This window comes from Streptomyces sp. NPDC006691 (assembly GCF_042869955.1).
Lineage (GTDB): Bacteria > Actinomycetota > Actinomycetes > Streptomycetales > Streptomycetaceae > Streptomyces.
This window is the reverse complement of the sequence record NZ_JBIAGW010000004.1, coordinates 165,383-190,182: the sequence shown is the minus strand read 5'-3', so window position 1 is coordinate 190,182 and position 24,800 is coordinate 165,383. Positions and strand designations below refer to the sequence as shown.

Sequence of the window (24,800 nt, the reverse complement as noted above, 5' to 3'; positions counted from 1 at the left end):
AGGGAGAGGTTCGCCCGCAAGAGGGTGCGCTTCGAACGGGGCGCCGGGGCGCTGGTGTTGCAGATCGAGGGCGGGAGCGATCCCGTGCGGCAGTGGCTCGCCCAGCTGCTCAAGGACTGTCGCGGCATCGTCCCGGTGAACCATCCGAGCGATGTCGATCCCGAGCACGAGTCGGAGCGACAGGTCCTCGATCAGTTGCAGGCGATCGCCGAGGGCTGCGGCTACGGCGGCGTCGTGGCCCGCGGGCTGCCGATCGTCTTCCCCCGCTTCGCGGCCGCCCGCACCGCGCTGTACGACTGGGAACCGACGCACGACCATTCCCGGGCCCGGCGGATGGGCGCCCTCAAGCGACAGATCGAGGACGCGATCGCGCAAGAGCGCCGGCACACCATGCCGCAGGCCCGTACCCGGCTCGACCCACTGGTCCAGGACGCATACGTCACCCAGCAACTGGGCGGCCTGCTGGGCTTGTTGCTGAAGATCGCCCAGGCTCTGCGGTTCCCGTGGCTCCGTACGAAGCGCTGGTTCCGCAAGTCCAGGTTCCCGGGCCTTCGCACCTTCGAGGCGGTCTGCGAGGAACTGGACGGCTGGCGCGCCAGGCCCGCACACGAGAAGCAACAGCTGCTCGTCGAGGCACTGCTGGCCGATGTGGACGCACACTACGGCGTGCTGCGGCGCCTCAACCGGGCCCGCCGTCCCGTCATCCTCCTGCCGGACGTGGACACCGTACGGACGCGGCGCATCATCCGGGACAGGATCCTGGAGGCGTACGGCGGCAGGGCCCGGGACCTGCGGGTGCACCCCGTGGTCGTCACCACGTCGCGGCCGGGCGGGGCGGACCCGGTGGTGGGCGGACGGCCCGCGGTGCCGGCGGACCGCCTCGCCGAGGAGATCCCGCGCCGCTTCCGGGAGGGCAGGGAGGTGGCCGCGTCGCGGAGCCGCGGCGGGAACGAACCGCTGCCGAGTCCGCTCGTCCAGATCGTCCTGGACGAGGCCTCCGCGCCCGGACCCCGCCGGCCGGGCCTGCGGCTCCTGGGCCCGGCGACCGCGACGGTCACGGCGGTCGCGCTCCTCGCCGCGGGACTCGGTGCGTATGTCTCCTTCTTCCGCGAACCGGCCTTCTGCGGGAAGGGACTTGAGATCCACGGGGGCGAATGCGTGGGCGTCTCCGACGGGACCGGGGTGTTCATGCCCGACGTCAAGGGAATGCCGGAGGTCTTCGAGCGCGTCGCCGAGCAGAACAAGGCGGTCGAGGGCCGCAAGCACGCGACCGTGGCCCTGCTGATCCCGATGCAGTCCGCCAACGCCGCGGTGCGGCGGCAGATCCTCAGCGAGGTGCAGGGCGCGTATCTTGCGCAGATGGCGGCGAACGGTGCCGATTCGGTGAAACCCGCCATCCGGCTGGTCCTGGCCAACCCGGGCGAGGGCTACGGTCGCTGGCGCGGAACGATTGATCAACTCACTTCGCAGGAACCGGACTTGCGGGTCGTCGTGGGCTTCAATCTGAGCCTGGACAAGACCAAGGAAGCCCTCACCTACGTGACCAACACGCTGCACCTTCCGGCGGTGGCCAGCGTCGTGACGGCCGACGACTTCGCCAACCCCGAGGGCACGGACACCGTCCCCTACCCGGGGCTCGCCCGCGTGGTGTCGACCTCCCGCGAGCAGGCGCGGGCACTGCTCGCGTTCGATCCCCAACTGGCAGGATCGCAGACCGCGTTGGTCACCGATGACCGGCCGGGCGACGACTACGACCGTTCGCTGCGGGACGCCTTCGCGCAAGCCAGGAAGAACGAGGGCGGCGGCGGAGTTCAGGACATGCGCTTCGAGTCCCCGGGCGTCGAGGAAGCGGGTGTCACCCCGAACGAGTTCGAGGACTTCGCGGGGAACATCTGCCGCTCCAACACCCACGTCGTCTACTTCGCCGGGCGGGCCTTCCACCTCAAGCTCTTCGTGGAGAAGCTGGCCACCACGTACTGCCGCGAGAAGGCGTCGTACACCGTGATCACCGGGTCCGACGCCACCACTCTCGACGAGCGCCTGGACGATCACGACCGGGCCCTGCTGCGGGGCGACCCGGGCTCGGGCAAGCCGTCCGTCAGCATCCGCTACGCCGCCCCGGCACACCCCGACGCCTGGCGCACCGAGCTGGCCAAGTGGCGGAACGACCCGAAGACGAAGGGGCAGGGCCCTCCGCTGTACCTGCGGGAGGCGCAGGACTCGATGGACGCCCTGCGCCGGGGCATCGCGGACCAGTCGGGGCCCATCGGGCCGGTGAACCTCGACGACGGGCGGACCATCGTCACGTACGACGTCGTCCTGACGGCGAGCCGCGCGCTGGCACGCGCGGTCCACACCAGTGGCCTTGAGGTGCCGACGGCCGACCGCGTGGTCAGGGACCTCGGCAAGCTCAACTCCGACCTGCGGGTGCGGGGCGCCGGCGGCTGGATCTGCCTGACGAACGCGGGAAACCCGTACAACAAGGCGCTGTCGGTGGTGCGTCTGGATCCCGGCTCGCGACAGCTGGTGTTCGAGGGCGTGGCCTGGCCGACCGGTCACGCGCCGGGCCACGAGGACAACTGCGTCGTGCCGGCCCGCCCCGAGCAGTCGCCGAGCGGCTGACGCCCAGGTCCGTCAGCGGCATGGTGACCAAGCCCCTCACGTGCGCGACCGGGTGGTGTGTGCGTGCGGCAGGGCCGGCGCCGGCCCCGGGTCCGCTCGTGTCGGCGGTCGGGTGACACAGGTTTCACGACCTGCGGGCACCGGGGACTGATCACCCCGTTCCCCTCCCAATCGCCCAGACAGGAGCAGACATGCGTATGCGCACCACCCTCGCCGCCGGCGCTCTCGCCATCGCCGCGATCCTCGGCAGCACCGGCACCGCCCTGGCCCACGACCGGGACGACCACCACTCCCGCGGCGAGACCGGCGCCTGCGGCTCGTTCGCCGGCGCGAGCGGGGGCCACGCCGCCTGGGGCTCCGGCTGTATGCACTCCCAGTGGGAGGGCATGTACCCCGGCCGTGGCTTCCACCACCGGCTGAACGGGTTCTAACCGCTCCCTGCGGACCCGCTGTCGGGCCGGTGGGGCCGACACCGCTGTCGGCCCCACCGGCCCACCGGCCGTCCTACCACCCGTGCCGGTAGCGGAGTTCGGCGACGGCGAGGCCGTCGTAGACATCGGTCCGCGTGTGCCCGTCCGCCCGATAGCCGGCCCGCTCGTAGAACCGCCGGGCGCCCCGGTTGCCGTCGAGCACCCACAGGACCACGGCCCCGAACCCCCGGCTCCGCAACCGCGCGTGTGCCTCGCCGAGCAGCGCTCGGCCGATCCCCCGGCCGGTGAGGTCCGGGCGGACGTACAACGCGTTGATCTCCCCGGTCCGGACGCCGCGCTCGCCGGGCTCCTCGCTCCGGGAGGGCCCGTAGTTGACCCACCCCACCGGGACGCCCGCGTCGACAGCGACGAGGTCGGCCGACTGCCGATGCGGCAGCGAGAACCACTGCCGCCGCTGGTCGGCGTCGCTCTCGACCGTCATCGCCTCCAGGTAGGACCCGGGGAGGATCCCGGCGTACGCGGTCTGCCAGCCCCGCACCCGGATCGCCGAGACGGCCTCGACGTCGCTCTCACTCATCTTCCGCACGTGCACCATCACGCCCCCAGGCCCTCGGCCGGACTGCCCTGACGTTTCGGTACGGGCCCGAAACGACGAACGCCGGGATGCCTTGCGGCAGCCCGACGTCATGTCGACGGTGAGGAAAGCGAGCGGACTGAGTCGTTGAAGAGGAAGAAGGAAGTCCGTTCATGGCCTCACCGGCCTCAACCGTAGCAGTCACCCGGGGATCAGGTCGCGCAGGTTTTCCGGGGTGACGACGCACGAGTCGGGGTGCAGTCCGTCCGGTCGCTCAAGGCCGATGTACGTCACCGGGCCGTCCGGGACCGTCCGGCCGTCCCACCGGGTGGTGGCGGCGGCCCGGTCGGCCATCAGGCCGGTGAGGTGGCGCACCGTGAGATGGTCACGCTCGACGAAGCCCCGTACCAGGGCCGCGACCGAGACCCTGTTTCCCTCCACCCGGTTCCTCCTTGGCGTTCCCCTGAGGTACACGTGGAGCCACTTCGCGCGCCAGGTGCCGTCATCCCCGCGGATGAAGACCAACGGCAGCGCGACGCGGCCGGGGCCGCGCAGCTCCGACTTCATGCGGACGGTGCGCGGTTCGAAGGGACGGCCCAGCTGGTCCCCGTCGCGCAGCATGAAGCCGAAGAACGACTCGTCGACCTCCTCGAAGCCCTCCCCGGAGAAGATGTTGACCTGCGGGACGATGTAGGTACCGCGCACGGCCCCCAGGCGCAGGTTGATGAATTCCGACGCCCCGTCGGGTGCGTCGGTGATGTCGCCGGAGTGCTCGCCCTCGACCCCGGTCAGAGCGGTGTAGGAGAGCCAACCGACGGTCTCGTGGCCGGAGTCGAGCATCAGGGCCGACAGGTCGAAGTCGGTGGGCTCCTTCGTCTGCTTCCAGTGGACGAAGAACCGCAGCAGTTCGCCGTCGACCGGCGAAAGGGAGCCGCGCGGCAGCACGCCGAGCCCGGCCGCGGTCGCCCGGCCGCTGAGCGGGAGCGCGACATCGAGGACGTCCGGGTCGATCAACAGGTGTCCGGGGTCGGGCAGTCGGCGGCTCGTCTCAGCGTCGAGGGCGGCCATCAGACGGACTCGCGCGTCCTCGGGCAACGGGGAGCGCGAGTCGTCGGTGGCCCAGGCGCGGCCGAGCCGGTTGACGAAGACGCGGCGCGAGCCACTCCCCCGCGCCCGGTTCAGCAAGTGCTCGCGCACCGACAGCAAGACCCGGCCCGACACCTCCGGAGCGAGCCGGGTGACCGCGTCGGCCAGCGCGTCACGCTCGGCGTCCGAGGCGCAGGCGCGCAGCAGCCGGTCCAGGGCGCGGAAGAGCCTGCCCGGTGCGGTTTCCAACAGCCGTGCCGCGCCCAGGACATCGCCGGCCGCGAGCCTTTCCTCAACCCGGCTGTCCAGGGAACGTGCCTGCTTCTCGCCCCGAGCCACCGCGAACACGTCGGCGGCGTGCGGCCAGCGCGCCGCGTATTCGTGCGCGTGCAGCCGCTCCCCCAGGCGTTTGAACGCCTCGCGATGTGCGGATACGTCGGCGAGCTTGGCCGGGTTCGCCGAGACGACGGCGTCGAGTCCGGCGAGCAGCAGCCGGCGAACCCGTCGGGACGGCGAGCGGAACCGGGTCGGCTGCACCAGCGTGACATCGCCGTCCGACAGGGCGCACGCGAGCCGGAGCGCGTCGGTGACCGTGTCGAGCAGGGGAGCGGCGCCGGCCTCGATGCGGGCGCGGTTCACCACGGCACGGTTCTCCCGCACCGGGATCGTCGGCGGCCGCGGCCCGTCCACGCAGTGCCCGGCGAGCACCGCCAGGTCGAGCAGGCCCGCGTCTCCCAGCGGTGTGCTGCTCCCCGCCAGGGCGAGGTACAGGGCGGCCACCTCGTCCTCCGGCGCGCCGCCCAGGTGCAGGACGGTCAGGCGGTCGCCCGCGGTGGCGATCAACTCCCGGTGCGCGGCGAGCATTTCGGCGTACGTGTGCTGGTACGTGCCGTACGCCGGAAGGGACAGCAGGTCCACCACCCCGTCGCCGAGCCGCGTGACGTCGGCTCCCCTGCCCAGTGCGTCGACGACGCACTGCCGCCAGAAGGCGTGGGTGTCCGGCACATGGGCCGGGAAGTCGATGAAGTAGGTGTTGTGCCGGACGTGGTCGCCGGCCATCGTGCGGACCGTGTCCAGGGTGCGCACGGCCGTGTCGATGACGGTTTCCTCCGCCAGCGCCGCGAGGTGCTCCAGCAGCTCCGCGGACAGCTTGAAGCCCACGGACATCAGCACGGCGTCGAACTGCCGCGCGGCGACGCCGCCTTGCCCGGCGGCTCCGCGGGGGGCGGGAAGACGGTGGGTGTGCCGGACGACCAGGGGTTCGAGGGGGTGGATCATCACAGCATGGTCCCAGAGCCCCGTGAACCGGCGCATTCGGGTTTCCGTGAGCCCCTGCCACCCCCTCCCACCCCTGGGAGATCCCACCCCTGGGAGAGGGGCGGGGGCGCCCAGGTGCCGTACGCGGCTGCGTGTGAATCCCGCTGTGGGGGAAGGGGTGGGAGGTGTGGGAGTTCACTGATCCTCTGTTCGATTTCGCTCGCCGCCGTCGTGAGCCCGCGGTGGTGCAGACCCTGCGATCCACCGCGGCGGCGGTCATCTCCTATGTCGTGGCCCTGCGTCTGAGCAGCGAGCCCGCGCCCCTCACCGCCCCGCTGACCGCGCTGCTCGTCGTGCAGGTCACCCTCTACACCACACTCGTGACCGCCGTGCGCAGAGTGAACTCCGTCGTGGTCGGCGTACTGCTCGCCGTCGGGTTCAGCTCGCTCGTCGGCCTCACCTGGTGGAGCCTGGGGCTGATCATCCTGGCGGCCCTGGTGGTCGGACGGTTCGTCAAGGTCGGTGAGTTCGTCCCGGAAGTGGCCATCAGCGCGATGCTCGTCCTCGGTGTCACCCGGGTCTCGGCGACCGCCTGGGACCGCGTCCTGGAGACGCTGATCGGCGCGGGCGTCGGCATGCTGTTCAACATGCTGCTCGCGCCCCCGGTGTGGGTGGATTCCGCGGGAGGCGCCATCGAGGAACTGGCCGCGCGCATGCGGCGGCTGCTGGTGGACCTCGGGGACGAGGTAGGTGGGCACACCCCCGTGGCACAGGCGGCCGCCCGGCTGCACGAGGCACGGCGGCTCGACCACGACATCGCCCAGGTGGACGTCTCCCTGCGGCAGGCCGAGGACAGTCTCAGGCTCAACCCGCGTGTCAAGGAGGGGCTGCTGTCGCGCGTGGTGCTGCGCACCGGTCTCGACACCCTGGAGATCTCGGCGGTGGTGCTGCGCGTGGTGTGCCGGTCACTCACGGACCTCGCCAAGGAGCGCACGCAGGAGCATCTCTTCGACGCGGACGTGGGGCTCGCGCTGCGGGACGTCTTCGAGCATCTCGCCCGGGCCATCGAGAGTTTCGCGGTCCTCATCACCACGCAGGTCAGCGCCAACGCCGAGGAGGCGGAACAGCGGCTGACCGATGAGCTGACGGCGGGCCGCGCCAGCCGGGACCGGGTCGCCGACCTGCTGCTCGCCGAGGTCCAGCGGCACCCCAGGCAGTGGCAACTGCACGGGGCGCTGCTCGCCGAGGTCGACCGGATCCTGGACGAACTCGACGTGGAGAAGCGGTCCCAGCGCCTGGTCGAGGAGCTGGACCGGCTGTCGCGGGAACAGCGGCAGCGGTGGCACGTCCTGCGCCGGATCCGCAGCCGGGCCCAGCAGGCCCTGCGCCTTGCGGAACCCGAGGACCGGCGGCCCTGAGGCGCAGCGGCCGGCGCGGCCTTCGGGTCCTCCCTCAGTCGAGCAGCAGCGGGTTGGGGAGGTCGGCCTCGGGGTGCATCCGGAGCAGGGTGTGGAGGACTCCGGCCAGACCGGACATGAGGCTCGGCGAGAACGCCTCACGGGCCAGACCGCCGACCGGGCCGCGCTGTTCGAGGCCGGTGAGGAGCTCGGCGTCGAGGTCCTCGGGGGCGCCCGATCCGATGGAAGTGAGGAACTCCCACAGACCCAGGTCACCGTGGCACAGGGTGTGGCTCCACCCGAAGCCCTCCGCGGCGCACGCTGCCGCGGCCCGCCGGGCCATGTCGAGACGGGCCGGGTCGCCGGTGCGGCGGTGGAGGTCCAGCATGCCGATGCCGATGCCCGCGCTGCCGTGGCACCAGCTGGTGAAGAAGTCCTCCTCGGCGCCGATGCGCACGTCGAGCCAGTTGCCTTCGCCGGGGCGGTAAAGGGACTCCTGGAACGCGAAGGCCCGCTCGCCGAGGCGGTGCCAGTCACCGCGCTCGGCCGCCGAGCCCGCCTCCGAGAGCGCGAGCCGGGTCAAGGCCCAGCCGATGCCGGTGGCGCCGTGGGCGAAGCCGCCTATGCCCTCCGGATTGAGCCGGGTCGGCCACCGGACTCCCCCGGCGTCGGACACACCGCACTGGGCAAGACGGTGGCCGATGTGCGCCGCCGCGTCCAGCCAGCGGGTCTGCCCGGTCGCGGCGGCGAGGTCGAGCAGCGGGACGATCGCGCCTGCGGCGCCGTTGAGGAGGTCCACCTCCACGTCCTCGTCGACCAGTGGCCCGTCGGTGAGCAGCAGGGCCCGCTCGGCCGCCCGCTTCAGCAACCAGTCCTCGCCGCGCACCCGGTGCAGCGCCAACCACGTCCACACCTGTGAGGCCGCGCCGCTGAAGGCCCCGGCCGACGGCGTGGGGGTACGGTCCTCGGTGCCGATCAGCACGCGCAGGGCGCCATCGAACGTCTCGCGTACGCCCGGGACGTCCTCGGCCCGCCCGGCTCCCACCTCGCGGTCGTACTCGGCCAGGGTGAGCGCCACTCCGCCCTGCCCGGTGTAGAGGTCGGCGGGCAGCACCCGGATCGACCAGCCGGCCGGGGTGAAGACGGGGCTGATCCAGGTGACCGTGCCGTCCTCGCCGCGCACCGCGCCGTCGCACAGTCTGCGCACCATCTGCGCGGCCAGTTCACGGCGGCGGCGCTCCCGGTCGCGGGCATGTGGACCGTGGGCCGCCGTCCGCACCCGGGCGGGCAGCGAGCGTTCGTTCAGGTAGGCCCCGACCAGCGCGTCCTGGATCACCGACTCCTCGAAGGCCAGGTCCGCACCGCGCCAGTCCGCCACGGTGGCGCGCACGGCCGGGGCGTCGACCGTGAAGCCGAACATCGGCACATCACCCACCAGCAGGTCGGCTATCTCGGCGTCGATGGCCACGCGGTCGGTCGGCGCGCCGGGCAACGCGTCGGCGTTGCGCCGCAGGATGTCCCGGGCGCGCTCGATGGCCGCCGGCTCGTCGTGCAGCGAGGCCGGGTGCCACAGCATGCGGCCGATGTCGACGTACGCCTGGGTGGGCCGCAGGATCCGCCGGGCCCGGGTCCCTGCGAAGCGGGCGAGGAGACGGTACGGGTCGAGACCGGGCCGCCGCAGGTGTGCGGTCATCTCGCGGAAGCCGGCGAGCACCCGGTCCCAGTAGGCGCTCAGGACCGGAGTGGCGGCGGGGTGGTTGCCCGCGACGGGCATGGCCACCAGGTCGACCTCGAAGCGGGCCGCGGCGGTGCCTGCTCCGGCGATCACCGGGTGCGGGATCAACGGCTGCTGCCCGGGGAGCGCGCCGATCCCGGAGATGTCGACGCCGCCGAGCGCGAAGCCGGTGCCGCGCACGGGAAGGAGGCCGGTGCGCAGTACGGTGCGGCGGATGGCGGCGGCGGCAGCGTCCACCGCGTCGCCCCGGCCGCTTGGCGGGAAGGGGGCGGGGGCGTCGAAGAGCGTCTCGGCGTCCACGATCACCGGCACCGGCCCCGCCGCGATCATGTTCTCGGCGTGCATGTCGGTGCCGCCGGTGAACCGGAGGACGGCGAGCCAGTGCCCGAGGTTGCGGTAGAACGCGGCCAGTTCGGCCTCGTCCGCGCAGTAGCGGTGCCCGATGAACTCGGCCCATCCGTAGCCGTCGCGGGCCAGTGTTCTGGGTACCCGGATCCGGCGGTCCGGCGCCGGGGCCCCGGGGAGGTCCTGGAACAGGTCCTCCAGGAGCGCGCCCAGCGCCACGTCGGCCTCGGACGGGCGGGGCTTGTACATCACGGTGCCGCCGGCGAAGTCGACCCGGCTCACCGTCAGACCTCCCTGGTGGGAGTCGCCCGCCCCGAACTCGACGGCCCGTACCTCCCCGGCGGGCGCCCCGAGGAGCGGGCCGAGCAGGGTGCGGTCCGCGGCGATCCGCCCGGCGAGGTCCGCGGTGCCCGCCACCGCCAGCCGTGCCACGGCCGTGATGCGGGCGCCGAGACTCGGGTACCGGCCGCTCAGCCCGGCGAGGTAGCCGTCCGCGCAGGCCTGCTCGATGAAGGCGTCCCAGGTCGCCCGGCCCGACCCGGCACCGGCATCAGAACCGGCACCGGACCCGGTGTCCGCGCCCGGGTCGGAGAGGCGCAGCGCGTGCAGTTCGATCAGGAACAGCCGGGAGAGCTTCGCGTGCAGGGACCGGAGCAGGGCCGTGTGGCCCGCTTCGAGCAGGACGTCTCGCTCCGCCGCACTCAAGGAGGTCAACTCGGCCAGCCTGCGGGCCAGTTGGTCGCGCCAAGGGCGGGCGATGCTCTGTACGGGCCGAGCGAAGTGCTGCGTCCCGTCCGATGGTCCCGGCACCGCTGTGCTCACCATCAACCGTCCCCGTCCCAGCACGAGTTCGCGCGCCCCGGGGCGCCTGAGGGCCCGCGCGGCGGGCGGTCGGTGAAGCGGCGGGCCCCTCGCCGGAAGTCGCTCCACGAAGGGCCCGCCCTTGGTCATCCACGATCAGCAACACCAGCTCCCGTGCGAACCGCTCGGGCTGGAGCAGAAGCCGTAGAGGGAGTCACTGGAGTCGGTGAGCCCCGCCTCGGCGGCAGCGCCGCCGACGTAGAGCGGACCGGCCGGGTTGAGCTGGCCGTAAGCGCTTTCGGCACCCGAGAGCCAGGCGTTGAGCACGGTGCTTGCGGGAACACTGGTCTGCGGCATCAGCGGCCTCCGGACAGAGGGATCGGGACGGATCGCCCAGCCCCGAGTATGGCCATGCCCGAACACCCGGCAGACGACGAATCCAGCCAAAGTCAGAGGGTCGGAGATGCGCGGCACACCTACCGGCGGGGTGGCCGCGGAGCGGATCCCGATCCCCGCGAAGTCGCCCGTATCGGGCGGTGGCATGATCGATGCTCGACATGCGCCCGCCCCAGCCTGCCCTCCGGCAACCAACACATCGGCAGAACAATTGATATCTGGACTTTCACCGAGAAACGCACGAATACGCCGCATCATCGAGTCCGCTCCCTGGCGCCGGCCGCGGGTGGTTCTGTGGACGACGGCGGGCGTGGTGGCCATCGCGTTCCTCGTCGGCCTGGAGATCGTCTCGCGCCGCTCCGCGGGTGTGCCGGGGCCGCTCACCACCCAGGTGCGCGAGGTGGTGTTCGCGCCAAAACCGGGGCCCTTGTACGGCGGTCTCGCCCTGATGATGGTGGTGCTCACCTGGCGGCAGAGGTTCATCACGGCCGGTGTCGCGATCGGTGTCGACGCCGTCTTCGTGCTCGGCCGGTGGGCGTGCGGCGTCCAGGTGGAGGAGGGGCACCTCTTCGGCAATGGCGCGCTGTGGGCGATGCTGGGCTGCGCGGTCTTCGCGCTCACCCGCCGCACCGGCCGCGACCGGGCGCTGCTCCTCAAGGGCGTCGGCCTGGGGCTGCTCCTGGTGACCGGCCGCAAGGTCGGTGACAGCTGGCTGCTCATCACCTCGAAGACCCGCCCCACCGTGCTCGACCCCTACGTGGCGACGGCCGACCACGCTCTGGGCAATCCGTCGTGGCTGGCGGGCCGCGCACTCGACGCCATCGGCCCGGTCGCCTCCAACCCCCTCGGCCTCATCTACGCCCAGCTCGCGGTGGCCGCGATCGTGGTCGCCCTGTACCAGCTGCGCAAGGTGGCGGCCGAGCGCCGCTTCCCCCGCCACCACCTGGTGCGCACCTTCCTGCTGATCGGCCTTCTCGGGCCGGCGGTCTACATGGTCTTCCCGGTGGTCGGCCCGGTCTTCGCGTACGGTCCCGGCGCGTCCGGCACCGGCGGTGTGGAATGGGCGGTGGCCAACCTGTGGCCGCACACACCACCGTCGATCGCGCTGCCCCACCCGGTGCCGTACGACGGCATCACCCCGCGCAACTGCATGCCCAGCCTGCACACCGCCTGGGCGACCGCGATCTTCATACACACCCGTACGGGACCCCGACTCCTGCGCTACGCGGGGACGTTCTGGCTGATCGCCACGTTGAGCGCGACGCTGGGGTTCGGCTACCACTACGGCGTGGACCTGGTCGCCGGCGTGGTGTTCTCGCTCACCGTCGAGGCGGCCCTGCGCACGTTCGACCGCGGCTGGGACCGCTCGGGGGTGCTACTGGTGGCCCACGGCACGGCGGTCTTCGCCGCGCTCCTGGTGTCGTACCGCTGGCTCCCGGTGGACATGGCCACCCACCCCTGGCTGTTCGGACCGCTGGTCCTCCTGGCGATGGGCTCGGTCATCCACGGCTACCTGCGCACCACCAGAGCCTGGGCGGCGCCGAGTACCGCCCCCGCACTCCTGCGGGATCCTCAGCCCGAGCCGGTCTAGAGCAGGTCCGAGCCGGGTCGCGGGCAGGATCCGATACGGAGGGCCCCGGGGATGCTCCCCGGTGCGGCGCACCCCGCACAACGCCCGGCGGCCAGGCCCTTGTCGCCGGGAGCGACAGGGCGCACGATGGAGACAGAACGGAAGCAGAGCTTCCGCATCGTCGGAGGCCACTGCCGCACAGCCATCGCGGTCGCGTACCACTACGACTGCCATGACCGCGCCCACCCTCGTCCGCACCAGGACAGCGGGAGCATCCCGCCCGTGGGCACGGCCCCCTCCCTGCCGGGCGCGGCAGCCCATGTGGCGGGCCCATGCCCCTACCGGCCCCTGTACGGGCTCGGCCAACGAGCGGAGGACTCGATGTCCCTCACCGTCCTCGTCATCATCATCGCCGTCGTGGTGGTCCTCATCGCGTGCGCGGTGGCAGCAAGCATGGTCTCGGTGCGCCGCCGCAAGCTGCGAGAGCGGTTCGGCCCCGAGTACGAGCGCACCGTGGCGGAGCAGGATGACCGGCGGGCCGCCGAACAGGAGCTGCGCGATCGCCAGGAGCGTCATGACGCGCTCGACATCAAGCCGCTGCCCGCCGCCGCACGCGACCGCTACGCCCAGGACTGGGGCCGGGTGCAGGAGCAGTTCGTCGACCGCCCCGACGACGCCGTCCACGATGCCGACCGGCTGGTGACCACGCTCATGAGCGAGCGCGGCTACCCGACGGAAGGGTACGAACAGCAGCTCAAGGACCTGTCCGTCGAGCACGGAGAAACCCTGGAGCACTACCGCGCGGCCCACGACGTCAACGAACGCAGCAGCCGCCACGAGGCGACCACGGAGGAGCTGCGGGGCGCGATGGTGCACTACCGCGCGCTGTTCGAGGAGTTGCTCCACAACGGAGACCGGCCGGGCCGGAGCGCGGCATGAACGCGCGGCCCCTGGCAGCCGAGTGCCGGACCGGCCAGGCCGTCGCCGACCGCGACGGATGACGGATGACGGACGGGAAGTGAAGAGATGCGCAACGAGGAGACACCCCGACCCGACGCGGGCGCGCTGTCCACGGAGGATCTGGCCGCCACCAGGCAGCAGGACACCGAGGACGAGGCTCCGGGATTCGCCGATGCCTCGCCGACGTACCCCGGAGAGGCCACCGCCGACCGGGCGGACCGGCCGCAGGACACCGGCGGCCGGGGCCCCGGCGACGGCCGCGCGGAAGCGGAGCCGGTCGGGGAGGACGAACCGCTCCTCGGCGCGGAGCAGGAGGAGTTCCGGGCACGGTGGCAGCGGATCCAGAGCCAATTCGTCGACGACCCCAGGGATTCCGTCAACGCGGCCGATCAACTGGTCGCCGAGACGATGCAGGCGCTCGCCACGACCTTCTCCGCCCACAAGCGCGACCTGGAAGGCCAGTGGCACCGGGGTGAGGAGGTGGCCACCGAGGATCTGCGCGTCGCCCTCCAGCAGTACCGCTCGTTCTTCAACCGCCTGCTCAGCACGTGACAGCCGGCCGGCGGATCACTCGGACCGGTCCCGAAGCCGGCGCTCGTGGTATGAGTGCCGCCCCACGCGCGCGAGCGCGCACAGAGCGGACCCGGCGAAGAGTCCCGCCGTCACCAGCAGCCAGCGACCGAGGAACACATCGCCCGGCAGCGCGGTGGCGGCGGTGAAGCCGTCGACCTGCCCGAGGACGAGCGGCCACCACACCAGGAGGAGCACTCCGGACACGAACGCCGGGACCCTGACGTGGTTGACACCCGCCACTCGCCTCCCCGCATCGTGCGCCCCGCGTCGGCCCGTCGCGGGCAGCAGGCGTTGGAGAGCGCGGTCGGCCGAGGAGTAGAGCGGCAGCAGCACCAGGTCGTGCAGGAGCGCCGCGCCGACGAACCAGACGATGACCCCCAGGGTGTCGCCGTGCAGGAGACGCACCCCGGCGTACCCGGCGAGCGCGAAGGAGCACAGGACCAGCGTCAGATGCAGCGGGGAGGCGCCGTAGCGGGTACGGAAACCGTTCACGTCAGCTCTCCGAACCGGTTCACGTCGGCTCTCCGAAGGTGAGGCGCGTGACCCACTTGGTGTTGTGGACCCCGGGGGCGTTCGGGACGATGACCCGCGCGGGGTAGCCGTGATCAGGGGAGAGCGCGGCCCCGTTGACCTCCAGGGCGAGGAGCGAGCGGGTGTCACGCACCTGGTTGGCGGCCAGGACCACGGAGCTGAAGGATCCGCCGCGCTGCACCGACTCGACGAGCAGCCGCGGCACGTCGTGTGTCAGGCCCACCAGCGCCGCGAGATCGACGAGCCGTACGCCGCCCCACTGTTGGTCGGGAGTGGACCAGCCCTCCACACAGGCGATGGGGAGCCGGGACGTCCGCCTCGGCAACGCGTTCAGCTCGTCCCGGGTCAGTACGGTCTGGCGCCCGCCGGCGCGGACGGTCAGGCGCCAGGCGGGCCCGATGTCGCTGGGCCTGATCCCGACCGAGGCGGCGGTCTTGTTGATCTGGAACCCGTTCGGTCCGGCACCGGGGTCCTGGCCGTGCGGAGCGAGCAGCGCGGTCCGGCGCAGCCAACCGCCGATGCTCTGGCCCACCGTCACCACGAGCAGTGCCGCCGACCCCGCGCCCACCAGCAGCACGGCGCCACGCCGGGACATCGTGGGCTCGGCCGGGCGCGGCGTGACGAGGCCCGTCCCGTCCACACCGAGCGGCCGTGCCCGGTGCCCTTCTTCGGCGCGCGGGCCCTTGACGACCGCGATCACCGCCCGCCTGAGACGGAAGACGACGTGCACGACGAACGCGCCGATGAACACCCACGCCCCGTAGAAGTGCAGGACGTAGAAGGAGCCCGGGAAGACGTAGTGCAGCTGCACGTTGAGAACGCCGGTGGCGAACTCGAATCCGGCCCCGCCCACGAGCAGGAGCAGGGACAGGCGCTCCACGGCGTGGCTGACCGAGCGCACCGGCGGCCACTCGAAGAGCTTGGGGATCACCGACCACAGCTTGCCCAGGAGCACGGGGATCAGCACGATCCCGAGCGTGACGTGCACACCTTGGCTGAGCCGGTATCCCCAGTGCGGGGACGTGGGCCAGGTGAACAGATAGAAACCCAGGATCCCCTTGTCCGGCGTCTGGTCGTTGATCCGCGCCAGATCGGGGTCGTACGCGGCGTACGAGAGCAGCCCGGTCACGAACAGGACGCTCACCCCGCACAGCAGGGTCAGACCGAACACGGCGGTCAGCCACGGCCCGCGGAGGGGACTGCGCCAGAACTCCGGCCGCGTCGGGCCCGGAGGCGGCCCCGACGCGAGGACGCTACGCAGCCGTCGCCATCCACGATCGCCAACCGGCCCGGAATCTAGGCTGGTTGAAGCACCCCCACCTTGGGGCCCCTCCGGCCCGGGGTGGTGATCCTCGGGCCCGGGGTGGGGGCCCTCCGGGAGGGGCTGCTCGCCTGGGCCGCCATTCATGAGAGTCCCCTGTTCCACCGGGCGCCGGCCGAGCGCCACGCACTTCGGGTGAAACTTCCGCCCCCGGCTCCCCCAGCCGCGCTGACACTCCGTATCGCACCGGAGAGGCAGCCGAACGGCCCAACCGGCCGGAGCGCGCGCGGACACCCGCCCCGACCGGTGCCGGGCCCCGGTGGGACCCGGCGGGGGTCTGAGCGATCCGCCTCAACCTGCCCTGGCGGACGGTGCGTTGAGGCCTCAGCCGTTGAAGCGGTCCGGGTCGGGACCGGTCCGCTCGTCGCGGTTGAGGGCGGAGATCTCGCCGAGATCCCCTTCGGTCAGTTCGAATTCGAAGAGGTCGACGTTCTCCTCGATGCGCTTCCGCGTCACCGACTTGGGGAAGACGATGTCGCCGCGCTGGATGTGCCAGCGCAGCGTGACCTGCGCCGGGGACTTGCCCACGCGTTCGGCGATGCGGTTGATGGCCGGGTCGTCGAGCACCTTGCCCTGGGCGATGGGCGACCAGGCCTCGGTCGCGATGCCGTGCTCGGCGCCGAAGGCCCTGACGTCGTCCTGGGTGAGGTAGGGGTGCACCTCGATCTGGTTGACCGCGGGCACGACCACGCCGTTCTCCATGAGCCGACGCAGGTGGTGCGGCTGGAAGTTGGAGACTCCGATGGCCTTGGCGCGTCCGGAGCCGTAGATCTCCTCCATGGCCTTCCACGTCTCCGTGAAGTCGCCCTTGCCGGGCAGCGGCCAGTGGATGAGGAAGAGGTCGAGGTGGTCGAGGCCCAACTCCTCCATGGTGCGGTCGAACGCGGCGAGCGCGTCGTCGTGCGCGTGGGCGTCGTTGTTGAGCTTGCTGGTCACGAAGACGTCGCCGCGGTCGAGCCCGGAGTCCCGGACCGCCTGGCCGACCTCCTTCTCGTTCCCGTACATCTGCGCCGTGTCGATGTGCCGGTATCCGGCCTCCAGTGCGGCCAGCGTGGTCTCCCGCGTCTCGTCCTTGGGGATCTGGAAGGTCCCGAAGCCGAGCTGCGGGATCCGCACGCCGTTGTTGAGGGTGATCGTGGGTACTGACGTCATGCTGCTCTCCTGATCTCGTCGATCGGTGTGCCCGATCGGGTGTTGTCGCGTGGGTGCGCCGCTCGGGCGTCTTCGCCGGTGTGCGCCGCTCGGGCGTCTTCGCGTGTACGGCTGTACGGCGTCGCCGAGGCGGGTCAGCCGGCGATTCCGCGCAGCTCGGCGTCGGGCGGCAGGACGCGGACCAGCTTCCGGTTCACGAACTCCCGCATGCCGAGCTTCGAGAGTTCGCGGCCGTAGCCGGATCGCTTGATGCCGCCGAAGGGGAGGTCGGGCTGGGTCGACGTCGGGTGGTTGACCCAGACCATGCCCGTCTCCACCCGCTCCGCAACCTTGCGGCCGCGCTCCACGTCGGCGCAGAACACGGTCCCGCCGAGGCCGTACTGGCTGTCGTTGGCCAGCGCGACGGCCTCGTCCTCGTCGGCGACGCGGTAGACCACCGCGGCCGGGCCGAAGAGCTCCTCGGCGTAGGCACGCATCCCCGGCTTGACTCCGGTGAGGATGGTGGGCTCGACGAAGGCACCCGGCCGGTCGATCCGGTGACCGCCGGTGACGAGTTCCGCGCCCTGCTCGACCGTCTCGCGGATCTGGTCGACGAGATCGGCGGCCGCCCGCTCGGAGGAGAGCGGCCCCAGGGTGGTCGACTCGTCGGCCGGGTCGCCCGGTCGCAGGGCCTCGAACTCCCGGCGCAGACCGGCCACGAAGTCCTCGTAGACGTCCGCGAGGACGATGAAGCGCTTCGAGGCCACACAGCTCTGCCCCGTGTTGGCCATCCGGCCGGCCACCGCGGCACCGACGGTCCGCTCAAGGCGCTCCCCGTCGAGAACGATGAAGACATCGCTCCCGCCCAGCTCCAGGAGGCTGGGCTTCATGTTCCGCCCGGCCCGCTCGGCGACCTGCGCGCCCGCCTTCTCGCTGCCGGTCAGCGAAGCGCCGCGGACCACCGGGCTGTCGATGATGCGCGAGATCTCCTGGTGGCCCGCGAACAGGTTCGTGTAGACGCCCTCGGGAGCGCCCGCGTCGAAGAACAACGACTCCAGGGCGAGCGCCGACTGCGGGCAGATCCCGGCGTGCTTGACCAGCACGGTGTTGCCCAGCACCAGGTTGGGTCCGGCGAAGCGGACCACCTGGTAGAGCGGGAAGTTCCACGGCATGACACCCAGAAGGACACCGAGGGGCTCGCTGAGGAGGTACGCCTCGCCCTCGTCGACGTCGAGCGGCTCGGCGGCTGCGAAGGCCGGGCCGTTCTCCGCGTAGTACTCCAGGATCGACGCGGCGAGGTCCACCTCACCGCGCGCCTCCGAGATGAGCTTGCCCATCTCCAGGGTGATGAGCTGAGCCAGCTCCTCCTTGCGTTCCCGCATGAGGGCGCCGGCCCGGCCGACGACGGCGGCCCGTTCTTCGATCGGCCGCTGTCGCCAGGCTTCGAACGCGCGGTTGGCGACGTCGAGCCGGGCGTCGACTTCTTCGCCCTCGATGGCGTCGAATTCCGCGACGGTCTCCCCGGTGGCCGGACTCACGGTCGCGAATGGGCTCTTGCGCTGGTCTGACATGCAATCTCCAGAACGATGAAAGGGGAGGAAGTGCTGCGGAATGGCACGTTCCGTCCCTCTTCGGGTAACCGTCTCGCGCAGGCGCAAACGGTCCCGGATCGCCGTGGAGCAAAGCTGGTGGAAAGAGCGCCCCGGACCCCGCCCCGGTGCCGACGAGACGGCCGGCACCGGGGCGGGGTCGAGGGCTACGGGCTCAGCGGGGTCCTACGCGCGGACCCCGGCCCGGGGCCGGCGTCAGGAGTTGACGCAGGTGGTGCCGGCGGCCGGGTTGAGGGCGCCGGCCACGCTGATGGTGTTGCCGCAGATGTTGATCGGCACGTGCACCGGAATCTGGACGAGGTTGCCGGAGGCGACGCCAGGAGAGTGAGCGGCGACGCCCTGAGCACCGGCGTCGGCGACGGCACTGGCACTGCCGGCCAGGACACCGGCCACGGCGAGGGCGGCGGCGGCGATCGCGGTTCGCATACGCATGTCTGTCTCCCACATGATCGAAAGAACGCTGAGCCGATATGAGACCCCGAAGCATGATCGAAAAAGCCGCATTCACCACACCGGTCGCGTGTCGCTCCCGGCACGGGACGGCCGTTCCGGAGCCGGCTGGCGGGTATCCGCGCACCGGTGTGAAATGGTCCGCGGAGGGTCCCACCGTGGCGAAGAAGGGCGAGCCGAAGGACGGGCTCAGCGAGTACCGCCGCAGACGCGACTTCTCGAAGACCGCGGGCCCTCCAGCGACCCGCACGACAGGCGGCTCGCGATGCCGACCGAGGACCATCCGATGGCGTACGCCGACTTCGAGGGCGTCGTCGGCGAGGGATACGGCGCGGGGACCGTGATCGTCTGGGACTCGGGCACCTGTCGAAGCCTGGCCACCGACCGCCGCCATCACGGGGTGCCCTTCGCCGAGGCCCTGGGGCAGGGCCACGTCTCGTTCTGGATGGACGGCACGAAGCTGCACGGCGGCTATGCGCCGACCAGGATCCGCGGCTCGGCGGAGGGCGGCCGCGAGGCCTGGCTGCTGGCCAAGGAGGACGACCGGCACGCGTCCGCGCACACCACCACCGATCCCGCCCGCGCCCGGTCCGCGCTCAGCGGGCGCACCCTCAAGCAGGTCGCGGAGGACGGCCGATGAGCCCCATACCGGGTTCACCCACGCGTAGGCCTGCCTCCTCGCCGCCCGGCCCCCCGGCACGCGGCGTTCGAGTGCCCTGCGCGACCGGCCCCGGCCGACGCCGGGCCTCTCTCGTGAGGGCCGTCCGGAGTGGGTGGAGAAGGGGAGGACGGGTGATCTCCACCCCCGATCTCCACCCATGGGTCCAGGTGCCACAGGCCGTGTCGCAGCAGTCTTGAGGCATGACAACGACCGAGTGGATCACCGACATCGCCCTCATCCTCGTCGTCTTCCGGCAGCTGCGGGAAGGCCGACTCGACGCCAAGACCTTCCTGATCCCGCTGGGCATCGTGGGCTTCGTGGCGTACTCGTACCTCGGCACCATCCCCACGGCGGGCAACGACCTGGTGCTGATCGCGACCCTGATGGCCGTGGGCGCCGCGCTCGGCATCGCCGGCGGCATCTACACCCGGATCCGGGCCCTCGACGGGCACCTCATGATCAAGGCGGGCGCGGTCTCGGCGATCCTGTGGGTGGTGGGCATGGGAGCGCGCATGGGCTTCCAGCTGTGGGTCGAGCACGGCGGTGGCGCCGACGACGTGGCACGTTTCAGCCTCGCGCACCACATCACGAGCGACCAGGCATGGGTGGCCGCCTTCGTCCTGATGGCGCTCACCGAGGTGGTCACCCGGGTGGGCACGATCTACCTCCGCAGCCGCACCCGTACGGCAGCCGCGCTCCCCGCCCCCGTCCTCGACCGCGCGGCCTGACCGTGCGCTATGTTCTGCCCGTGTCCGGCACCGACAGCACCCCGCCCCCTGAACAGACCACCGTCCAAGGGGCGGGCCACCGGCCCGTCCCCGGGCAGGATCCGCGTACGCAGTGGGTGCTGACCCTCGCGGTCATCGTCGTCGGGATCCTGACGATCCGGCCCATGGGCCTCAGCGGCCAGGGACTGGCCGTCGCCGCCCTCTTCGTGGTCAACTGCCTGGCGCTGCTGGGCCGGGGGGTGCCCGAACACCGGGTGTCCCCGTCCGTCGCCCTGGTCTGGCTGACGCTCGGAGTCATCGCCGCCGCCGCCCTGATCGGCGTCAGCCGCAGCGGTACGAGTTACCTCTTCGCCTTCTTCCTGGCCGGCCACCTCGGATACCGGCTGGAAACCAGGGCGGCGCTCGCGCTCGCCGGGTTCTGCAGTCTGCTCTGCGCCGGCGTCCTGTACTTCCACCTCGGGCCCGGGCACCTCGTGCTGCCGTGGGTGCTCGGTCTCGCGAGCGGCACCCCGGTCGTCGTCGGCATCGTCAACCGCAGTCAGCGCCAGGCCGTGAAGGCGGCCCTCGCGGCCGCCGAATCCGCCGAACGCGCCGCCCGTGCGGAGGCGCAAAGTGCCGTACTGACCGAGCGCGGCCGGATCGCCCGGGACGTGCACGACGTCCTCGCACACTCGCTGGCCGGCATCAACATGCAACTGGAACTGGCCGACGCGCTGCTCGACACCGGCGACCTGGAACGGGTCCGGGAGGCCAACAACAAGGCGCACAGCCTCGTCAAGGAGAGCCTCAAGCAGGCGCAGTGGACGGTGCACGCGCTCCGCGAGGACTCCCTTCCGCTCCTGGAGAGCCTGGCCGCGATGGTCGAATCGTCGGGCCACCGGGACGTCCTCGCCGTCAGCGGGACCGTCCGTGAGCTGCCGGCCCAGGTGACCCAGAACCTGCTCAGGATCGCGCAGGAGGCACTGACCAACGCCACGCGGCACGCCCCGGGCGGCAGGGTGGGCATGGAGCTGGCGTTCGGCCCCTCGGCGACCACGCTGAGGATCCGCAACGGCCCCGCCCCCCATAAGGTGGCCCCGAGTGCCGGCAGCGGGATGGGGCTGATCGGAATGCGTGAGCGCGTGGCCCTGCTGGGCGGGAGCGTGACCGCGGGTCCCGTCACGGAGGGGCCGGATCAGGGTGGGTGGCAGGTGGAGGCAGTGATCCCGGTATGAGTGAACAGAGCGCCGAATCGAAGCAGTTGAGGGTCGTCGTCGCCGACGACCAGGCCGCGGTGCGTGAGCCGCTCGCCGCCGTGCTCGGTCTGGCCGACGACATCGACGTCGTCGCGGCCGCCTCGGACGGCGGCGAGGTGCTCGCCGCTGTCGCGGCCGGGCCGGTGGACGTGGTCCTGATGGATCTGCGGATGCCGGTGATGGACGGGATCGAGGCGACCCGACGGCTGGGCGAGGAGTACCCCGATGTGGCGGTGGTCGTCCTGACGACCTTCGCCGACGACGACTCGATCCTGGGCGCGCTCGGCGCCGGGGCGCGCGGCTACCTCACCAAGAACGCGGGCCGCCAGGACATCACCCGGGCGATCCGGGCCGCCGCCGCCGGTCAGTCCGTACTCGACCGCGAGGTCCAGGACCGGCTGCTCGCGACCGCCAGGACCAAGGCGCCTTCGCAGGGCGCGCAGCAGGGCCGGTCCCTGCCGGAGGACCTCACCCCCCGCGAGCGCGAGGTGCTGGCGCTGATCGGTGAGGGCCTGCCGAACCGGGGCATCGCCGAGCGGCTCTTCATCAGCGAGGCCACGGTCAAGACCCACATCAACAACCTGTTCGCCAAGGCGGACATCCGCGACCGGGCCGACGCCGTCCGCCGCGCCATAGAGGCCGGACTGGCCTGAGGCGGACGGGCCTACCGGGCGCCTGCCGGGCGGCACGGGCAGCCCCCGGCCACCGGTCGGTCCGACCGCACGGAACAGCCGCCCCACCGGTGAATAGAATCTGCCTCATGTCGAAGCCTGACGAACTGCTCGTGAACGTCGCCGCCCTGGTCGAATCCGCGCAAAGCAATCAGATGTCCCTGACCGTGGTCACCGGTGGAACCGTCATCACCGGACGGCTGGCACCCGAGGCCGTGTGGCGCCAGAGGGTGTCGGACGTGCTCAAGGACTCGGACCAGTTGGGTGAGTTCTCCTCCGTCTTCGAGGCCGCCGCGAAGGGCGGCCCGCCCACCCATCTGCACTTCCACGTCGCCCGGATCCTCCAGGGGACGGTGGGGATCCCGGAGACGGGCGGAATGTACCGGGTGGCGATCGAGGACGTCAGTTCCTGGACCGTGGGGGACTTCAGCTACTCCGACCACTGAACCGACCCGGACCCTGGCGTCCGGTACATGCGCTGGGGGGCCAGGACCGGTACGCCGGTCCTGGCCCCCCTGTGTCGATCCGTGGCGAGCCGAGCCGAGGGCGCCCGCGCAAGCGGGCGCACGACGGTCGCCCGTTCAGCCGGCGACCGGGCCTGGCGGTGGCTCGGCCTGGACGCGGACCACCAGCGCGTACGCGCCCACGCCGAGCATCGAGTGTCCCGGGATCGGGCCGCGCGCCGTTTGCAGGGCCTCCACCCGGCCGTCGACCGGGTCGAAGGCGACATCGGTCAACTTGCCGACCTCCTCGCCGTGTTCGGTCAGTACGCGCCTGCCCACGAGGCCCTGCTGAGCCTCGGCGTCGACCGGGCCGAGCCGTGCGGTGCGGGCCGTATGGACCATGACGGCGTCCGGCCCGACCGCCTGGATGTCCTGCCACGCGACCGTTCCACCGCCGCCGTCCCTGGCGCCCCGCAACCTGATCGCGACGATCTGCGCGGCGGCCGGGTCGATGACCAACTCCTCGACCGTTCCCACCTGTTGGGCGTCCTCGACGTTGATCACCGAGCGGCCGAGCGTCTGGCTGAGCAGCATCACAGCGTCTTCCCCTCCCCCGGCGCCGGGCTCGCGGTGGGCCCGCGCAAGAGTTCCTCGGCCAGGGCGCCGAGGTCCTCCGTGACCCGCCCGGCGGTGTGGCCCGGCACGACGAGCGTGTCACCGGTCATGGAGAGCCGGCCCTGTGCCGGCATGAACACCTTGCGCCCCTTCTTGCCGAGCGCGTCGGTGGTGGTGAGGTGGACACCGACGACCCGGCCGTCCGCGCCGCCCTCGATCACCACGTCCAGGACCGTACCCACTTCGAGTCCGCCGTCGGTGAGTACCCGCGCTCCCCGGACCTGCCCGTGACCGGCCTCGCTCCTGGCCACTACTGCGGCCCGGTCCTCCAGTACGTCCGTCGAGGGGATCATCACGGCGTCCGGTCCCAGGAAGTGCACCCCCGACCAGGGGAGGCTCTGCTTCAGGGGCCCGGCGAGCAGACCGCGTCCGGCCAGTGTGAAGCCGGTGATGCGCGCGCCCGCCGCGTCGAAGACGGTGTCCTTGACCTGGCCCACGGCCTCACCGCCGAGCGTGACCACAGGGCGCTTTGCCAGCTCTCCGGCCAGCATCAGTACGTTCATCGACCCCTCCCCGACCCGGAACGCCGGCCCCGGCGCACCACGATCACCCCGCCGCGCCGGCGCCGGGCCTGCGTGCCCACCACCAGCCCGCCCAACGCGAGCACAACGACCAGCGCGGCGATCAACCATGCCCACCAGACCACAACCCGCCACCTCCCCGAACTCCTCGTCATCTCATGCCTGTCGGGTACCCCGTACGAAGCGGGCGAAGAGCGCAACGACGTCACAGATCATCGGTCACCGTGCGCAGAAGGGTTCGAGGACCCGGACGGCCTCAGGTGTGCCAGAGTTCCCAGGGAGCGGGGCCCGTGCCGTCGTTCCAGGCGCGCAGCAGGTCTCCGTCGAAACAGAGGATGGCGCACTGCGCGGCGTACTCCAGGGCCGGATCCGTGAATGCGCTGGTGGTGACCACTACCGCGAGTTCGGCGTCGTGCACCGCGTAGCAGGTGCCGCCGAAGCGCTGGAGATCCTGCGAGCCCACCTTGTGGCCCGCCGAGTAGCACTTGCACTGGATGACGAGCCGACGCCCGTCCGGGGCCGTGGCCACCACGTCCGCGCCGAGGTCACCCGCGCCGCCCACCACCTGGACGTCCGTGCAGCCGTCGCGGCGGCACAGATCGGACACGGCGTCCTCGAAAGCGAGCGGATCGATGCCTGCGCAGTCCACGGCCTCCGGGTCGCCGACCTCGGGCGGCAGAACGGGGTCCGCGACCGCCGGGGCCGACGGGACGGCGGCTTCGAGCGTTGCTCTGCGAGCCGCCCGCCGCAGCCACTTGCTGCGCACCGCGGCGGCCACCAGGAACATGAAGGCGAGCATGGCCAGCAGGGTGCCGACCGGATGCGCGTGCGGACGTACCGCCGACTTGATGGTCACGGCGACGCCCCAGATGACGAGCGCCACCAGACCGAAACCCAGCGCGGTGCTCCGCAGGCTGAACCTCTGGTGGCGCCGCGGTATGACGGCCGTTTCACGGCGGATGGGCATCGTCATCGGTGGTCTCCTTATGACGTGGCGCCGGCCTGGAGGCTCGGCTCGCGCGGGTCGATGATCTTGATCGGAGCAAGATCACTCCCACATCTGCCCCACTCCACCC

The 24,800-nt window shown here is 71.7% G+C and carries 23 protein-coding genes; 11 read left to right on the top strand and 12 right to left on the bottom strand.

The genetic code is table 11. The annotated features are described in order from the left end of the window. Positions 1-24 precede the first annotated feature (24 nt). A complete protein-coding gene (locus ACFYNP_RS10895) occupies positions 25-2,622 on the top strand; it encodes a hypothetical protein (RefSeq protein ID WP_388784622.1) in 2,598 nt (865 codons plus the stop codon). A gap of 191 nt (positions 2,623-2,813) precedes the next feature. Then, positions 2,814-3,053 (top strand): hypothetical protein, encoded by a 240-nt coding sequence (locus tag ACFYNP_RS10890; RefSeq protein WP_388410576.1) that lies wholly within the window; start codon positions 2,814-2,816, stop codon positions 3,051-3,053. Between the two features lie 73 nt (positions 3,054-3,126). On the opposite strand, the gene ACFYNP_RS10885 is transcribed toward ACFYNP_RS10890, so the two are convergent. Both ACFYNP_RS10885 and ACFYNP_RS10880 read right to left on the bottom strand, forming a co-directional pair. Next, positions 3,127-3,630, bottom strand: coding sequence for a GNAT family N-acetyltransferase (locus ACFYNP_RS10885; RefSeq protein ID WP_388784619.1), 504 nt, complete (start codon positions 3,628-3,630; stop codon positions 3,127-3,129). Between the two features lie 198 nt (positions 3,631-3,828). Then, positions 3,829-5,991 carry a hypothetical protein gene (locus ACFYNP_RS10880; RefSeq protein WP_388784616.1) on the bottom strand — a complete coding sequence of 721 codons (2,163 nt, stop codon included), beginning with the start codon at positions 5,989-5,991 and terminating at the stop codon, positions 3,829-3,831. Positions 5,992-6,155: 164 nt separating this feature from the next. Between ACFYNP_RS10880 and ACFYNP_RS10875 the strand changes: the two genes are divergently transcribed. Further along, positions 6,156-7,388 carry an aromatic acid exporter family protein gene (locus tag ACFYNP_RS10875; protein ID WP_388410584.1) on the top strand — a complete coding sequence of 411 codons (1,233 nt, stop codon included), beginning with the start codon at positions 6,156-6,158 and terminating at the stop codon, positions 7,386-7,388. 34 nt (positions 7,389-7,422) lie between these two features. On the opposite strand, the gene ACFYNP_RS10870 is transcribed toward ACFYNP_RS10875, so the two are convergent. Both ACFYNP_RS10870 and ACFYNP_RS10865 read right to left on the bottom strand, forming a co-directional pair. Then, positions 7,423-10,272, bottom strand: a complete 2,850-nt coding sequence (locus tag ACFYNP_RS10870) for a type 2 lanthipeptide synthetase LanM family protein (RefSeq protein WP_388784614.1) — start codon at positions 10,270-10,272, stop codon at positions 7,423-7,425. Positions 10,273-10,404: 132 nt separating this feature from the next. Continuing rightward, positions 10,405-10,605 carry a DUF6229 family protein gene (locus tag ACFYNP_RS10865; RefSeq protein ID WP_100576164.1) on the bottom strand — a complete coding sequence of 67 codons (201 nt, stop codon included), beginning with the start codon at positions 10,603-10,605 and terminating at the stop codon, positions 10,405-10,407. Positions 10,606-10,930: 325 nt separating this feature from the next. Here ACFYNP_RS10865 and ACFYNP_RS10860 point away from each other — a divergent pair, with 325 nt between their 5' ends. The 3 genes from ACFYNP_RS10860 to ACFYNP_RS10850 all read left to right on the top strand — a co-directional run bounded on the left by ACFYNP_RS10860 (position 10,931) and on the right by ACFYNP_RS10850 (position 13,726). Beyond that, positions 10,931-12,235 carry a phosphatase PAP2 family protein gene (locus tag ACFYNP_RS10860; RefSeq protein ID WP_388784612.1) on the top strand — a complete coding sequence of 435 codons (1,305 nt, stop codon included), beginning with the start codon at positions 10,931-10,933 and terminating at the stop codon, positions 12,233-12,235. A 360-nt stretch (positions 12,236-12,595) separates the two neighbouring features. Further along, positions 12,596-13,153 (top strand): hypothetical protein, encoded by a 558-nt coding sequence (locus tag ACFYNP_RS10855; protein ID WP_388410593.1) that lies wholly within the window; start codon positions 12,596-12,598, stop codon positions 13,151-13,153. An 87-nt stretch (positions 13,154-13,240) separates the two neighbouring features. After that, on the top strand, positions 13,241-13,726 hold the full coding sequence (locus tag ACFYNP_RS10850; RefSeq protein ID WP_388784609.1) for a hypothetical protein: 486 nt from the start codon (positions 13,241-13,243) through the stop codon (positions 13,724-13,726). A 15-nt stretch (positions 13,727-13,741) separates the two neighbouring features. On the opposite strand, the gene ACFYNP_RS10845 is transcribed toward ACFYNP_RS10850, so the two are convergent. From ACFYNP_RS10845 to ACFYNP_RS10825, 5 genes are all read right to left on the bottom strand, one after another. After that, on the bottom strand, positions 13,742-14,239 hold the full coding sequence (locus ACFYNP_RS10845) for a hypothetical protein (RefSeq protein ID WP_388784606.1): 498 nt from the start codon (positions 14,237-14,239) through the stop codon (positions 13,742-13,744). A 19-nt stretch (positions 14,240-14,258) separates the two neighbouring features. Continuing rightward, on the bottom strand, positions 14,259-15,539 hold the full coding sequence (locus tag ACFYNP_RS10840; protein ID WP_388785264.1) for a molybdopterin-dependent oxidoreductase: 1,281 nt from the start codon (positions 15,537-15,539) through the stop codon (positions 14,259-14,261). A gap of 384 nt (positions 15,540-15,923) precedes the next feature. Then, a complete protein-coding gene (locus ACFYNP_RS10835; protein WP_388784604.1) occupies positions 15,924-16,751 on the bottom strand; it encodes an aldo/keto reductase in 828 nt (275 codons plus the stop codon). A 134-nt stretch (positions 16,752-16,885) separates the two neighbouring features. Continuing rightward, positions 16,886-18,301: an NAD-dependent succinate-semialdehyde dehydrogenase gene (locus ACFYNP_RS10830; protein ID WP_388784601.1), complete on the bottom strand. Its 1,416-nt coding sequence runs from the start codon at positions 18,299-18,301 to the stop codon at positions 16,886-16,888. A 234-nt stretch (positions 18,302-18,535) separates the two neighbouring features. Then, positions 18,536-18,772: a chaplin gene (locus ACFYNP_RS10825; RefSeq protein WP_388784598.1), complete on the bottom strand. Its 237-nt coding sequence runs from the start codon at positions 18,770-18,772 to the stop codon at positions 18,536-18,538. On the opposite strand from ACFYNP_RS10825, the gene ACFYNP_RS10820 reads away from it, so the two are divergent. The 5 genes from ACFYNP_RS10820 (at position 18,771) to ACFYNP_RS10800 (ending at position 22,531) form a co-directional block, all read left to right on the top strand. Further along, a complete protein-coding gene (locus ACFYNP_RS10820; protein ID WP_388784594.1) occupies positions 18,771-19,430 on the top strand; it encodes a DNA polymerase ligase N-terminal domain-containing protein in 660 nt (219 codons plus the stop codon). The two genes, ACFYNP_RS10825 and ACFYNP_RS10820, sit on opposite strands and share 2 nt — an antisense overlap. 221 nt (positions 19,431-19,651) lie before the next feature. Next, positions 19,652-20,179: a hypothetical protein gene (locus ACFYNP_RS10815; RefSeq protein ID WP_388410613.1), complete on the top strand. Its 528-nt coding sequence runs from the start codon at positions 19,652-19,654 to the stop codon at positions 20,177-20,179. Positions 20,180-20,181: 2 nt separating this feature from the next. Next, positions 20,182-21,393 (top strand): histidine kinase, encoded by a 1,212-nt coding sequence (locus tag ACFYNP_RS10810; RefSeq protein WP_388784592.1) that lies wholly within the window; start codon positions 20,182-20,184, stop codon positions 21,391-21,393. Further along, entirely contained in the window at positions 21,390-22,067 is a 678-nt protein-coding gene (locus ACFYNP_RS10805; protein ID WP_388410618.1) for a response regulator, read from the top strand. The genes ACFYNP_RS10810 and ACFYNP_RS10805 overlap by 4 nt, the downstream gene beginning before the upstream one ends. Positions 22,068-22,174: 107 nt before the next feature. Beyond that, positions 22,175-22,531: a hypothetical protein gene (locus ACFYNP_RS10800; RefSeq protein ID WP_388410621.1), complete on the top strand. Its 357-nt coding sequence runs from the start codon at positions 22,175-22,177 to the stop codon at positions 22,529-22,531. 135 nt (positions 22,532-22,666) lie between these two features. On the opposite strand, the gene ACFYNP_RS10795 is transcribed toward ACFYNP_RS10800, so the two are convergent. From ACFYNP_RS10795 to ACFYNP_RS10785, 3 genes are all read right to left on the bottom strand, one after another. Then, on the bottom strand, positions 22,667-23,122 hold the full coding sequence (locus tag ACFYNP_RS10795; protein ID WP_388784589.1) for a PRC-barrel domain-containing protein: 456 nt from the start codon (positions 23,120-23,122) through the stop codon (positions 22,667-22,669). After that, positions 23,122-23,706: a PRC-barrel domain-containing protein gene (locus ACFYNP_RS10790; protein ID WP_388784586.1), complete on the bottom strand. Its 585-nt coding sequence runs from the start codon at positions 23,704-23,706 to the stop codon at positions 23,122-23,124. The genes ACFYNP_RS10795 and ACFYNP_RS10790 overlap by 1 nt, the downstream gene beginning before the upstream one ends. Before the next feature lie 274 nt (positions 23,707-23,980). Beyond that, positions 23,981-24,697 carry a restriction endonuclease gene (locus ACFYNP_RS10785; protein WP_388410630.1) on the bottom strand — a complete coding sequence of 239 codons (717 nt, stop codon included), beginning with the start codon at positions 24,695-24,697 and terminating at the stop codon, positions 23,981-23,983. Positions 24,698-24,800 lie beyond the last annotated feature (103 nt).